Raw genomic sequence first — 13721 nt, 5'->3', positions numbered from 1 at the left:
ACCCCGGGGATCCCCCCCTGTAGGAGCCGGCTTGCTGGCGATGGCGTCCACCCGATCGCCATCGCCAGCAAGCCGGCCCCTACGGGACCGAGATTTTGCGCAGCAGGGACAGTGATGACCCTCCGTCAATTACCACCAAGGTCGCGTTGACAAGTAACGGAAACCCTAACGATACTTCACGCCAGTCATACGACAACCTACAACAATTCGATAACAACAACTGTTTGTCCAGGATTCCCATGACGACCACTGCAACCACTCGCACTCCATTCAACCGCCTGCTGCTGACCGGCGCCGCCGGTGGCCTCGGTAAAGTCTTGCGCGAAAGCCTGCGCCCTTACGCCAACGTCATCCGCCTGTCGGACATCGCTGAAATCGCCCCGGCGATTGATGATCGCGAAGAAGTCGTGAACTGCGACCTGGCCGACAAGCAGGCCGTGCATGACCTGGTCGAAGGCGTCGACGCGATCCTGCACTTCGGCGGCGTGTCCACGGAGCACTCGTTTGAAGATATTCTGGGCGCCAACATCTGCGGCGTATTCCACATCTACGAAGCCGCGCGTCGCCACGGCGTGAAACGGGTGATTTTCGCCAGCTCCAACCACGTCATCGGCTTCTACAAGCAGGGTGAAGTGATTGACGCCCACTCCCCTCGCCGCCCGGACAGCTACTACGGCTTGTCCAAGTCGTACGGCGAAGACATGGCCACCTTCTACTTCGATCGCTACGGCATCGAAACCGTCAGCGTGCGCATCGGCTCCTCCTTCCCGGAACCACAGAACCGCCGGATGATGAGCACCTGGCTGAGCTTCGGCGACCTGACTCAATTGCTCGAGCGCGCGTTGTACACGCCGAATGTCGGCCACACCGTTATCTACGGCGCCTCCGATAACAAGGACGTCTGGTGGGACAACCGCTACGCCACGGCCCTCGGGTACACCCCTAACGATACTTCCGAGGTATTCCGCAGCAAGGTCGAGACGCAGCCACTGCCGGCAGCCGATGATCCGGCGCGGCTCTATCAGGGCGGTGCCTTTTGCGCAGCCGGCCCGTTCGGCGACTGAGCCTTTGCCCACCACTTGATCCCCACAACAAAAACCCAAGGGAATGAGTCGCCATGCAAGCCGAATTGATTGTCGATGCCCGCAATGCGGTCGGTGAAAGCCCGGTCTGGGTGCCTGAGGAAAACGCCCTGTACTGGGTAGACATCCCCGCTGGCACGCTGCAACGCTGGAATGCCGAGGATGGTCGTGTCCAGGCCTGGACAACCCCGCAAATGCTCGCTTGTATCACTCGCCACCAAAACGGTGGCTGGGTGGCCGGAATGGAGAGCGGTTTCTTCCACCTGCATCCGCACCGCGACGGCAGCATTGACAGTCAGTTACTGGCCCTCGTCGACCATGCCCGCCCCGACATGCGCCTCAACGACGGGCGCTGCGATCGCCAGGGCCGTTTCTGGGCCGGCAGCATGGTGCTGAACATGGCAGCCAATGCCGTCGACGGCACCTTGTATCGCTACAGCGCCGGGCAACGCGGGCCGCTCGACGCACAATTGAGCGGGTTCATCGTGCCCAATGGCCTGGGCTTCAGCCCTGATGGTCGCACCCTGTATCTGTCCGACTCTCATCCTTCAATCCAGCAGATCTGGGCCTTCGACTACGACATCGACACCGGCACCCCCTCCAATCGCCGGGTCTTCGTCGACATGAATCAATACTGTGGTCGCCCCGACGGCGCCGCAGTCGATGCCGAGGGCTGCTACTGGATCTGCGCCAACGATGCCGGATTGATCCACCGTTTCACCCCCGAAGGAAAGCTCGACCGCTCCCTCACCGTCCCGGTGAAAAAACCCACCATGTGCGCCTTCGGCGGCAGTCGACTGGACACACTGTTCGTGACCTCGATCCGCCCCGGTGACGACCATGACCCGCAGTCCCTGGCCGGTGGCGTGTTTGCGCTGAACCCCGGTGTACAGGGCCTGCCTGAGCCCATTTTCAACAACTGAACCGCAGCTGATTGTGCTGCAACGCTGTGCCTTGAACAAAAAAACAATAAAACAATAAAACAATAAAACTGGAGACACCCCCATGGACTTCAAACGCACCTTGCTCGCCGCCGCACTCCCCCTCGCCTTCTCCCTCAGCAGCGCCGCTTACGCGCTGGAAATCAAATTCGCCGACATCCACCCGGCCGGTTACCCGACCGTGGTGGCCGAAGAGCAACTGGGCAAGACCCTGGTGGCCGACAGCGACGGCAAACTGACCTTCAAGATGTTCGCCGGTGGTGTGCTCGGTTCGGAAAAAGAAGTGATCGAGCAGGCCCAGGTTGGAGCCATCCAGATGGCCCGGGTCAGCCTGGGTATCGTCGGGCCAGTAGTGCCGGACGTAAACGTGTTCAACATGCCGTTCGTGTTCCGCGACCAGGCGCACATGCGCAAAGTCATCGACGGTGAAGTTGGCGACGAGATCCTCGACAAAATCACCAACTCCGAATTCAACCTGGTCGCCCTGGCCTGGATGGATGGCGGTACGCGCAACATCTACACCAAGAAACCGGTACGCAGCCTGGCCGACCTCAAGGGCATGAAGATTCGCGTACAAGGCAACCCGATGTTCATCGAAACCATCAACGCCATGGGCGGCAACGGTATCGCAATGGATACCGGCGAAATCTTCAGCGCCCTGCAGACCGGTGTGATTGACGGCGCGGAAAACAACCCGCCGACCCTGCTTGAACATAACCACTTCCAGAACGCCAAGTACTACAGCCTGACCGGTCACCTGATCCTGCCCGAGCCGATCGTGATGTCGAAAATCACCTGGGAAAAACTCACCCCTGAGCAGCAAGCCCTGGTGAAGAAAACCGCCAAGGCTGCCCAGGCCCAGGAGCGCATCCTCTGGGATGCAAAATCGGCCAGCAGTGAAGAAAAACTCAAGGCCGCCGGCGTCGAGTTCATCACCGTCGACAAGAAACCTTTCTACGAAGCCACCGCCTCGGTCCGCGAAAAATACGGCGCGCCGTACGCTGATCTGATCAAGCGCATCGAAGCCGTCCAGTAACCCTCCCTGCATTTGAAGAAAGGCCAGGCGCCATTGACGTTGATAAACGTCAGTGCGCGCCCGGTTACGGTGGAACCCGATGAAGAATCTATTGCTGCGTATCAACGACAGGATTTACATGACCTGCATCTGGGTCGCGGGCCTGTCGGTCCTGGCCATTGCGCTGATAATCCCTTGGGGTGTCTTCGCCCGTTACGTCCTGGGCACCGGCTCCAGCTGGCCGGAGCCCACGGCGATTCTGCTGATGATGGTGTTCACCTTCATCGGCGCGGCCGCCAGTTATCGCGCCGGCGCGCACATGGCGGTGGCAATGCTCACCGACCGCATGCAGCCGCAAATGCGCAAAGCCGCCAGCGTGTTTTCGCAATTGTTGATGGCGACCATTTGCCTGTTCATGGCCATCTGGGGCACCAAGCTTTGCCTGTCGACCTGGAACCAGTTCATGAGCTCCATGCCAACCCTGCGTGTGGGCATCACCTACATGCCGATTCCGATTGGCGGCGTGCTGACCTTGATCTTTGTCCTGGAAAAACTCTTGCTCGGTGATCAGAGCAATCGTCGGGTCGTGCGTTTCGACCTCGTTGAAGAAAACGAAGGTGCCGCCTAAATGGACGCTCTGATACTGCTCGGCAGTTTTATCGCTTTGATCCTGATCGGCATGCCGGTCGCCTACGCCCTGGGGCTATCGGCGCTGATCGGCGCATGGTGGATCGATATCCCGTTCCAGGCCCTGATGATTCAGGTCGCCGGGGGCGTGAACAAGTTCTCTTTGCTGGCGATTCCGTTCTTCGTCCTGGCCGGCGCGATCATGGCCGAGGGCGGCATGTCCCGGCGTCTGGTGGCGTTTGCCGGGGTCTTGGTGGGCTTCGTGCGCGGCGGCCTGTCCCTGGTCAACATCATGGCCTCGACCTTCTTCGGCGCGATCTCCGGCTCCTCGGTAGCGGACACCGCTTCGGTCGGTTCGGTATTGATTCCGGAGATGGAGCGTCGCGGCTATCCGCGGGAGTTCGCCACCGCGGTCACTGTCAGCGGCTCGGTGCAAGCCCTGCTGACCCCGCCGAGTCACAACTCGGTGCTCTACTCCCTGGCCGCCGGCGGCACAGTGTCGATCGCCTCGCTGTTCATGGCCGGTGTAGTGCCGGGCCTGCTGATGAGCGCGTGCCTGATGGTGCTGTGCCTGATCTTCGCCAAAAAGCGTGACTACCCAAAAGGTGAAGTCATTCCGATGCGCGAAGCGCTGAAGATCTGCGGCGAAGCGCTCTGGGGCCTGATGGCCATGGTCATCATCCTGGGCGGCATTCTGTCGGGCATTTTCACCGCCACCGAGTCGGCGGCGATTGCCGTGCTCTGGTCGTTCTTCGTGACCATGTTCATCTACCGCGACTACAAGTGGCGCGAACTGCCGAAACTGATGCACCGCACGGTGCGCACGATTTCGATTGTGATGATCCTGATCGGCTTTGCTGCCAGCTTCGGCTACATCATGACCCTGATGCAGATCCCGGCGAAGATCACCACGATGTTCCTGACCCTGTCGGACAACCGTTACGTGATCCTGATGTGCATCAACGTCATGCTGCTATTGCTCGGCACGGTGATGGACATGGCGCCGCTGATCCTGATCCTGACGCCGATCCTGATGCCGGTCATTCTGGGCATCGGTGTAGACCCGGTGCAGTTCGGCATGATCATGCTGGTGAACCTGGGGATCGGATTGATCACACCGCCAGTGGGTGCGGTATTGTTCGTGGGGTCGGCAGTGGGCAAGGTGAGTATCGAAAAAACCGTGAAAGCATTGCTGCCGTTCTACGGCGTGCTGTTCCTGGTGCTGATGGCCGTGACCTACATTCCTGCACTGTCGCTGTGGTTGCCGCATCTGGTGTTGTGATGTTCAAGGCAAGGGAGGCGCATCCTCCCTTGCCACAACCAATATGAAAGCAGGTCTCCATGTCGCTGACACTGATCGAACTCGAAGACGAACTCACCCACCTCACCCTCGCCCCTGAACTCGGCGCCAGCATCGTTAACTGGACCGTGCGCAGCACCGGACAGCCCTTGCTCCGACACTCCGATGAGCGCGCCCTGAACACCGGCCTGCCCGGCAAACTCGGCTGCTATCCCTTGATACCCTGGTCCAACCGCATCGCCGATGGCGGCTTCGAATGCCCGGATGGCTGGCAGGCGTTGGCGCCCAACAGCCTCACCGATCCCCTGCCGATTCACGGCAGCGCCTGGCAGCAAGCGTGGCAGGTGGTCTCGCACTCGGCAGATGAGGCGGTCCTGCAACTGGACAGCACCAGCCCCTTCGCCTATCGCGCCGTACAGCGTTTCCATCTGGCTGGCGGCAAACTGAGCATCGAGTTGCACGTCACCCACCTGGCCGAACGCGCCGCGTGGCACGGCCTGGGGTTGCATCCCTATCTTCCGCGCAGCGCCAACACCCGTCTGCAGGCTGCGGCCGCTCAGGTATGGCTGTGCGATGCGAGAAAACTGCCGACGCAGCTCAGCGCGTTACCCGCCGAATGGGATTTTCAGCAGCTCAAAGCGCTGCCCGAGACGCTGGTCGACAATGGGTTCTGCGAATGGGATGGCCAGTGCCTGATCCAGCAACCCGACCTCGGTTACGAGCTGGACTGCCAGGCCATCGGCAGTGATTACTTCCTGCTGTATTGCCCGGTGGGCCTGGATTTTTTCTGTATCGAACCGGTCAGCCACCCGGTCAATGCCCATCATTTGCCGGGTCGGCCGGGGTTGCGCTTGCTGGAACAGGGACAGTCCAGCGAACTGGGTTTCAGCCTCCAGTATCGGCCGCTGTAAGGCTCAGGCGCGCAGCAACATATAGGCGGCTACCACCAGGCAAACACTGGCAAACCCGACCTGCAACGCCCGCGCCGGCACCCGCGCGCAGAGCTGCCGGCCGATGACCATGCCGACGATGCTGGAGACGATAAAGGCTACCCCCAGACTGTCGATGCGCACCCCCGCATGGAACGCACCGATCACCCCGATGGCGGAAATCAGGCTGATCACCATCAGGGAGGTGGCGACGATCCCGCGCATCTGCACATCGGTCAATTGCTTGAAAGCCGGCACGATGAGAAAGCCACCACCAACACCGAGCAGCCCCGACACTACCCCGGTCACGGCGCCGAGGGCCGCGAGCGTCGCGGTGCATTTGGCGGTCCAGGAGAAGCGCCCGGTTTGTTGATCGAGCATGCAGTTCTTCTGACCCCAGTTGGCGTGGCCATGATCGCTGGGACCCTCGTCCTTGCGTTCACGGCGCAACATGCGCCAGGCCACCATGACCATCAGCAGGCTGAACAGGATCATCAGGACTTTTTCCGGCAACTGATGGGCAAAATAGATGCCCACCGGGGAAAACACCGCACCCAGTGCCGCGATCAGCAACGCCGCGCGATAGCGCACCAGGCCATGGCGTAAACCGTCAATGGCGCCGACCGCCGCCGCGCTGCCAACGGCAAACAATGCCACCGGGGCGGCCTGGGTCATGCTCCAGCCCAAGCCCAGCACCAGCGCCGGCACCGCGAGAATCCCGCCACCGGCACCGGTCAATCCCAGCACCAACCCCATCACCACGCCAAACAGACTTGCCAGCAACATAGGGAGTTCTCAGTCGACCTTGGACATGCGCGTCAGCCACTCGCGGCCCTTGAGCATACCGTTCCAGTAGAACCACGGCAGCAGTGTCGCCTTTAGCCACCACGCCGAGCGGCGCGCGGTCGTCGGGTCGAGGGGAAAAGTGGGCAACAACTTGCCCGCGTAACCGAACTCGGCAAGGATCACCTTGCCCTTCTCCACCGTCAGCGGACAAGAACCATAGCCGTCGTATTTCAGCGGCAGCGCTTGTTGCTTGCGCAAGGCCAGCAGGTTTTCGGCAACGACCACTATCTGCTTGCGCACCGCCGCGGCGGTTTTGGCATTGCTGGTGCCGCAGATATCGCCCAGTGCGAACACGCCTGGATAGCGTGGATGCTGCAGGCTGTGAGGATCGACCTCGCACCAGCCGGCGGCGTCGGCCAGCAGACTCTGGGCGATGAAGTCCGGGGATACTTGAGGTGGCACGACGTGCAGCAGATCAAAGGTTTTTGCCTGGCGGGTGACCGTGCCATCGGCGTCCTTGACTTCGAACCACGCGGTTTTCGCCGGGCCGTCGACTTTTACCAGGTTCGAGTTGAACGCCAACCGGGCCTTGTATTTATCGATGTACTTCATCAGCGGCGCAACAAATGTCGCCACACCGAACAGCGCCGCGCCGGCAAGATTGAATTCGACGTCAATGTTGTTCAGCACACCGGTCCTGTTCCAGTGATCGCAGGACAGGTACAGCGCCTTTTGTGGCGCGCCCGCACATTTGATCGGCATGGCGGGCTGGGTGAACAGCACCTTGCCGCCGCGCAATTTCTGCACCTGCTCCCAAGTGTAGGTCGCGTGCTGATAGCTGTAGTTGGAGGTCACACCGTGTTGGCCGAGGGTATCCTCCAGGCCTTCGATTTTCTCCCAGGCCAGGCGCAGGCCGGGGCAGACGACCAGGTTTTGATAGCTGACCGTGCGCGCGTCACTGAGGGTAAGTTGGCGCTGGACCGGATCAATGCCCGTCACGGCAGCCTGCAACCAATTGGCCCCGCGCGGCATCACCGATGCCATGGGCCGAACGGTATCTTTGACGTTGTACGCACCACCACCGACCAGGGTCCAGGCCGGCTGATAGAAGTGTTGGGCGCTGGGTTCGATCACGGTGATGCTCAGGTGCGGGCTGCGCTTGAGCAGGCTGGCGACAAGGCCGATACCCGCCGTGCCACCGCCGATGACCACGATATCTGCACTGATGGATGGGCCCCAGTGTTGATCGTTCATTGCTTGTTCCTTTTGTTGCACGAAAGGATTTTTGCCGGCCTCAACAAAAAACAACTGTGGGAGCGGGCTTGCTCGCGAAGGCGGTGTGTCAGCCAACGTATATGTCTAATGACACGCCGCCTTCGCGAGCAAGCCCGCTCCCACATTATTGAGTTGCGCTGGCCGGCATCAAGGTTGCACCCAGCTTTGAAGCACAGCCCCGCAATAAAGCCCGGAGAGGGTCTTCATCACCTGGATCACTTCGTGACTGGCGAGACCGTAGAAAATGTACTTGCCTTCACGACGGGTCGCGACCAGCCCCTCATCGCGCAGGATGCCCAATTGCTGGGACAGGGTCGGTTGACGCACGCCGGTCATTTTTTCCAGCTCGCCGACGTTGCGCTCACCCTGGGTCAGCTGGCACAGGATCAACAGGCGATCCTCATTGGCCAGGGCCTTGAGCAGCGCACATGCCTTGGAGGCCGAGGCGCGCAGTTGAGCGACTTCACATTCGGTCAGACTGGATTGCATTTGCAGGATGCCTTCAATGTCACTTAAGCTGTACACATTATGTTTTTACATAAAGTGTTGCAAGCCATGACTCACTTTTCTTCCCCTGCACAGGTTCGTGTCCATGCCCGCGCTGATTGAAGCTTTCCTCGACCCCGCCTCCTCGACCTACAGCTACGTGGTCTACGAGACTGATGGCGGTCTGTGTGCGATCGTCGATCCGGTGCTCGACTACGACGCCGCCTCCGGGCGTACCGCGACCACCCAGGCAGACACAATCATCGCGTTCATTCGCGCCCATGCACTGCAGGTGCAATGGCTGCTGGAAACCCACGCACATGCTGATCACCTGTCCGCCGCGCCGTACCTGCGCAGGGAGCTTGGCGGCAAAATCGCCATTGGCGAGTCGATCAGCAAGGTCCAGGACGTGTTCAAGGCGCTGTTCAATCTGGAGCCGTCATTTCGCGTCGACGGCTCGCAGTTCGATCACCTGTTCGCACCCGATGAATCGTTCATGATCGGCAACCTCAAGGCCACCGCCCTGCATGTACCCGGCCATACCCCGGCGGACATGGCCTACCTGGTCGACGGTAACGTGATTCTGGCGGGCGACACGCTGTTCCTGCCTGACGTGGGCACTGCCCGTTGCGACTTTCCCGGCGGCAATGCCCAGCAGATGTTCTCTTCAATCCACAAACTGTTGGCCTTCCCCGCCAGCGTGCGCCTCTACGTGTGCCACGACTACCCGCCCGAGGGCCGTGAGTCCCACTGCATGAGCACCGTCGGCGAGCAGCGCAAAAGCAACATCCACGTGCGTGACGGCATCGACGAAGGCGCCTTCGTCGCCATGCGCACCCAGCGCGATGCCGGGCTGGGCATGCCCACACTGTTGCTGCCGGCGATTCAGGTGAATGTGCGGGCGGGCAATTTGCCGCCAGCGGAAGACAATGGCGTTACCTACCTGAAAATTCCGATCAATCAGTTTTAAGACCGATCGTTCCCACTGCGTGGGAACGATCAGGCATGCTGGCTTCAAGTCCCCAACGTCAAGCCCCCAACGTCAAACCATTAGACGGCAAAGGCAGCGCCGTCTTGTACCGCACCTGCTTGAGTGCAAAGCTCGAGCGGATGTTCGCCACCCCCGGCACCTTGGTCAGAAAGTCCATCATGAAGCGCTCCAGGGACTGGATGGTCGGCACCAGCACCCGGATCAGGTAGTCCGGGTCGCCGGCCATCAGGTAGCACTCCATGACTTCCGGGCGATCGGCGATTGCCTCTTCGAAATGCTGCAGCGCCTCCTCTACCTGCTTCTCCAGGCTGACGTGGATGAACACGTTGACGTGCAGCCCCAGCAGGTCCGCGTCCAGCAGCGTCACCTGCTCGCGAATGAGGCCCAATTCTTCCATCGCCTTGACCCGGTTGAAACACGGCGTCGGCGACAGGTTCACCGAACGTGCGAGGTCGGCGTTGGTGATGCGCGCATTCTCCTGAAGGCTGTTGAGAATGCCGATGTCGGTACGGTCCAGTTTGCGCATGAGATAAAGCCACCTGTTTTTTATGCTTATGCAGTTTTTTTATCTGCAAATGACCTTTAGCGCAATGAAACAGAGAGAAATATTCTTCTTGGCCGGGCCTATGATTGTTGTAGGACAAGATTTCTTTTATCGAAGAATGACGGTCAGCTCACTACAAGAAATTCACAAGATCGAGCGAAAAAGCCATGAATCAAGCGTATGAACCGCTGCGCCTGCACGTTCCCGAACCCTCGGGCCGCCCAGGGTGCAAAACCGACTTTTCCTACCTGCGTCTGACCGATGCCGGTACGGTGCGCAAACCTTCCATCGACGTTGAACCTGCCGACACGGCTGATCTGGCCAAGGGCCTGATTCGCGTGCTCGACGACCAGGGCAACGCCCTCGGTCCGTGGGCTGAAGGCGTACCGAGCGAGATCCTGCGCAAAGGCATGCGCGCCATGCTCAAGACGCGCATCTATGACAACCGCATGGTGGTCGCCCAGCGTCAGAAAAAAATGTCGTTCTACATGCAGAGCCTTGGCGAAGAAGCCATCGGCAGCGGCCAGGCCCTGGCGTTGAACATCGACGACATGTGCTTCCCGACCTACCGCCAGCAAAGCATCCTGATGGCCCGCGAAGTGCCGCTGGTAGACCTGATCTGCCAACTGCTGTCCAACGAGCGCGATCCGCTCAAGGGACGTCAGCTGCCGATCATGTATTCGGTCAAGGATTCCGGTTTCTTCACCATTTCCGGCAACCTTGCCACCCAGTTCGTGCAAGGCGTGGGCTGGGGCATGGCCTCGGCGATCAAGGGCGACACCAAAATCGCCTCCGCCTGGATCGGCGACGGTGCCACCGCTGAATCCGACTTCCACACCGCCCTGACCTTCGCCCACGTCTACCGTGCGCCAGTGATCCTCAACGTGGTCAACAACCAGTGGGCGATCTCCACCTTCCAGGCCATTGCCGGCGGTGAAGCGACCACCTTTGCCGGTCGTGGCGTCGGCTGCGGGATTGCCTCCCTGCGCGTCGATGGCAACGATTTCGTCGCGGTCTATGCCGCCTCGGCCTGGGCTGCTGAACGTGCGCGCCGCAACCTGGGGCCGACCATGATCGAATGGGTCACCTACCGCGCCGGCCCGCACTCGACCTCCGATGATCCATCGAAATACCGTCCTGCCGACGACTGGAGCCACTTCCCCCTGGGCGATCCGATTGCGCGTCTCAAGCAGCACCTGGTGAAAATCGGCCAGTGGTCCGAAGAGGAACACGCCGCCGTCAGCGCCGAGCTGGAAGCCGAAGTGATTGCCGCGCAGAAAGAAGCCGAACAGTACGGCACCCTCGCCGGCGGCCAGATTCCAAGCGCCGCGACCATGTTCGAAGACGTCTACAAAGAGATGCCGGAGCACTTGAAGCGCCAGCGTCAAGAGTTGGGGATCTGACATGAACGATCACAACAACAATATCCAGCTGGAAACCGCCATGACCACGACCACCATGACCATGATCCAGGCCCTGCGCTCGGCCATGGATGTGATGCTTGAGCGCGATGACAATGTCGTGGTGTTCGGCCAGGACGTGGGCTACTTCGGCGGCGTGTTCCGTTGCACCGAAGGCTTGCAGAACAAATACGGCACCTCCCGGGTGTTCGACGCACCGATCTCCGAAAGCGGCATCGTCGGCGTCGCCGTGGGCATGGGCGCCTATGGTCTGCGCCCGGTGGCCGAGATCCAGTTCGCCGACTACGTGTACCCGGCGTCGGACCAGATCATTTCCGAAGCGGCGCGCCTGCGCTATCGCTCAGCCGGTGAATTCACCGCGCCAATGACCCTGCGTATGCCTTGTGGCGGCGGCATCTATGGCGGCCAGACCCACAGCCAGAGCATCGAAGCGATGTTCACCCAGGTCTGCGGCCTGCGCACGGTAATGCCGTCCAACCCTTACGACGCCAAGGGCCTGCTGATCGCCTCCATCGAAAACGATGACCCGGTAATCTTCCTTGAGCCAAAACGCCTGTACAACGGCCCGTTCGACGGCCACCACGATCGCCCGGTAACCCCGTGGTCGAAACACCCTGCCGCACAAGTGCCGGACGGTTACTACACGGTGCCGCTGGACGTCGCCGCCATCACCCGCCCGGGCAAGGCCGTGACCATCCTGACCTACGGCACCACCGTGTATGTCTCGCAAGTCGCCGCGGAAGAGACCGGTATCGATGCCGAAGTGATCGACCTGCGCAGCCTGTGGCCGCTGGATCTGGAAACCATCACCAAGTCGGTGAAGAAAACCGGGCGCTGCGTGATCGTCCACGAAGCCACCCGCACCTGCGGTTTCGGTGCGGAACTGGCTGCACTGGTACAAGAGCACTGCTTCCACCACCTGGAAGCGCCGATCGAACGCGTCACCGGTTGGGATACCCCCTACCCGCACGCGCAAGAGTGGGCGTATTTCCCTGGTCCGTCCCGAGTGGGCGCGGCTTTGAAACGGGTCATGGAGGTCTGAATGGGTACTCACGTTATCAAGATGCCGGACATTGGCGAAGGCATCGCAGAAGTTGAATTGTCGGTGTGGCACGTCAAGGTCGGCGACATGGTCGTCGAGGATCAGGTGCTCGCCGATGTGATGACCGACAAGGCGATGGTCGATATTCCGTCGCCGGTTCATGGCAAGGTGATTGCCTTGGGCGGCCAGCCTGGCGAAGTGATGGCGGTCGGCAGTGTGCTGATCAGTATCGAAGTCGAAGGCGCGGGCAACGTCAAGGAGTCGGCTCAGCCTGCGGCGCCTGTGGTTAAAGAAGCGCCGGTTGCGGCGCCGAAAGTTGAAGCCGTAGTGCAAAGCAAACCGGTCGCTGCTGCAGCACCACGAGCCGCCGTCTGCCAAGGCCCGATGGTAGCCCGCGAAGCCGATGAGCGCCCGTTGGCCTCCCCGGCCGTGCGCAAGCATGCACTGGACCTCGGCATTCAACTGCGTCTGGTTCGCGGAACCGGCCCGGCCGGTCGCGTGCTGCACGACGACCTCGATGCCTACCTGGCCCAGGGTCAGTCGAATGCATCGGCACCTGCCTCTGCCACTTACGCCCAGCGTAACGACGAAGAACAGATCCCGGTGATCGGCATGCGCCGCAAGATTGCCCAGCGCATGCAGGACGCCACCCAGCGCGCCGCGCATTTCAGCTATGTCGAAGAAATCGACGTCACTGCCGTGGAAGAGCTGCGTGCACACCTGAACGAAAAACATGGCGCCACTCGCGGCAAGCTGACCCTGCTGCCGTTCCTGGTGCGCGCCTTGGTCGTTGCCCTGCGTGATTTCCCGCAGATCAACGCCCGTTACGACGACGAAGCCCAGGTCATCACCCGCCTCGGCGCGGTGCATGTGGGTATCGCCACCCAGGCCGACATCGGTTTGATGGTGCCGGTAGTGCGCCATGCCGAGGCCCGCAGCCTGTGGGACAACGCGGCGGAAATCTCCCGCCTGGCCACCGCTGCCCGCAATGGCAAGGCCAGCCGCGACGAACTGTCCGGCTCGAGCATCACCCTGACCAGCCTTGGCGCCCTTGGCGGCATCGTCAGCACCCCGGTGCTGAACCTGCCGGAAGTGGCTATCGTCGGCGTCAACAAGATCGTCGAACGGCCGATGGTGATCAAAGGCCAGATCGTGGTCCGCAAGATGATGAACCTCTCCAGCTCTTTCGATCACCGCGTGGTCGATGGCATGGACGCGGCGCTCTTCATCCAGGCCGTACGCGGCCTGCTCGAACAACCCGCAACCCTGTTCATGGAGTAAG

Annotated in this window: 14 protein-coding genes; 10 read left to right on the top strand and 4 right to left on the bottom strand. The window is 60.9% G+C overall.

Translation table 11 applies throughout. From position 1 onward, the window contains the following. Positions 1-239 precede the first annotated feature (239 nt). The 6 genes from ASE98_RS05880 to ASE98_RS05855 all read left to right on the top strand — a co-directional run bounded on the left by ASE98_RS05880 (position 240) and on the right by ASE98_RS05855 (position 5876). On the top strand, positions 240-1064 hold the full coding sequence (locus tag ASE98_RS05880; protein ID WP_060540445.1) for an NAD-dependent epimerase/dehydratase family protein: 825 nt from the start codon (positions 240-242) through the stop codon (positions 1062-1064). A 53-nt stretch (positions 1065-1117) separates the two neighbouring features. After that, positions 1118-2005: an SMP-30/gluconolactonase/LRE family protein gene (locus ASE98_RS05875; protein WP_060540444.1), complete on the top strand. Its 888-nt coding sequence runs from the start codon at positions 1118-1120 to the stop codon at positions 2003-2005. An 82-nt stretch (positions 2006-2087) separates the two neighbouring features. Then, entirely contained in the window at positions 2088-3059 is a 972-nt protein-coding gene (locus tag ASE98_RS05870; RefSeq protein WP_060540443.1) for a TRAP transporter substrate-binding protein, read from the top strand. Positions 3060-3138: 79 nt separating this feature from the next. Further along, complete coding sequence (locus tag ASE98_RS05865; RefSeq protein ID WP_060540442.1) at positions 3139-3666, top strand: TRAP transporter small permease; 528 nt, start codon at positions 3139-3141, stop codon at positions 3664-3666. After that, positions 3667-4947 carry a TRAP transporter large permease gene (locus tag ASE98_RS05860; protein ID WP_060540441.1) on the top strand — a complete coding sequence of 427 codons (1281 nt, stop codon included), beginning with the start codon at positions 3667-3669 and terminating at the stop codon, positions 4945-4947. Between the two features lie 59 nt (positions 4948-5006). After that, a complete protein-coding gene (locus ASE98_RS05855; RefSeq protein WP_060540440.1) occupies positions 5007-5876 on the top strand; it encodes an aldose 1-epimerase in 870 nt (289 codons plus the stop codon). Between the two features lie 3 nt (positions 5877-5879). Here ASE98_RS05855 and ASE98_RS05850 read toward each other — a convergent pair whose 3' ends face one another. The 3 genes from ASE98_RS05850 to ASE98_RS05840 form a co-directional block, all read right to left on the bottom strand. Next, positions 5880-6680, bottom strand: a complete 801-nt coding sequence (locus ASE98_RS05850; protein WP_060540439.1) for a sulfite exporter TauE/SafE family protein — start codon at positions 6678-6680, stop codon at positions 5880-5882. Positions 6681-6689: 9 nt separating this feature from the next. Next, positions 6690-7934 (bottom strand): NAD(P)/FAD-dependent oxidoreductase, encoded by a 1245-nt coding sequence (locus ASE98_RS05845; RefSeq protein ID WP_060540438.1) that lies wholly within the window; start codon positions 7932-7934, stop codon positions 6690-6692. Positions 7935-8102: 168 nt separating this feature from the next. Beyond that, entirely contained in the window at positions 8103-8444 is a 342-nt protein-coding gene (locus tag ASE98_RS05840; protein WP_060540437.1) for an ArsR/SmtB family transcription factor, read from the bottom strand. Between the two features lie 103 nt (positions 8445-8547). On the opposite strand from ASE98_RS05840, the gene ASE98_RS05835 reads away from it, so the two are divergent. Further along, on the top strand, positions 8548-9411 hold the full coding sequence (locus ASE98_RS05835; RefSeq protein ID WP_060540436.1) for an MBL fold metallo-hydrolase: 864 nt from the start codon (positions 8548-8550) through the stop codon (positions 9409-9411). Between the two features lie 58 nt (positions 9412-9469). On the opposite strand, the gene bkdR is transcribed toward ASE98_RS05835, so the two are convergent. Next, positions 9470-9958 carry a Bkd operon transcriptional regulator BkdR gene (gene bkdR / locus ASE98_RS05830; RefSeq protein ID WP_060540435.1) on the bottom strand — a complete coding sequence of 163 codons (489 nt, stop codon included), beginning with the start codon at positions 9956-9958 and terminating at the stop codon, positions 9470-9472. A gap of 185 nt (positions 9959-10143) precedes the next feature. On the opposite strand from bkdR, the gene ASE98_RS05820 reads away from it, so the two are divergent. From ASE98_RS05820 to ASE98_RS05810, 3 genes are read left to right on the top strand one after another with little or no spacing between them, the layout of a single operon-like run. Continuing rightward, positions 10144-11379, top strand: a complete 1236-nt coding sequence (locus ASE98_RS05820) for a 3-methyl-2-oxobutanoate dehydrogenase (2-methylpropanoyl-transferring) subunit alpha (RefSeq protein WP_060540433.1) — start codon at positions 10144-10146, stop codon at positions 11377-11379. Between the two features lies 1 nt (position 11380). Beyond that, the gene (locus ASE98_RS05815; RefSeq protein WP_060540432.1) at positions 11381-12439 is read left to right on the top strand and encodes an alpha-ketoacid dehydrogenase subunit beta; all 1059 of its coding nucleotides are present in this window, start codon (positions 11381-11383) and stop codon (positions 12437-12439) included. Beyond that, on the top strand, positions 12440-13720 hold the full coding sequence (locus ASE98_RS05810) for a dihydrolipoamide acetyltransferase family protein (RefSeq protein ID WP_060540431.1): 1281 nt from the start codon (positions 12440-12442) through the stop codon (positions 13718-13720). The last annotated feature ends 1 nt before the right edge of the window (position 13721 follow it).

It is taken from the genome of Pseudomonas sp. Leaf48, from assembly GCF_001421885.1.
GTDB lineage: Bacteria > Pseudomonadota > Gammaproteobacteria > Pseudomonadales > Pseudomonadaceae > Aquipseudomonas.
Note: the sequence above shows the minus strand (reverse complement) of the source record. Positions and strands in the feature narration are given on the sequence as shown.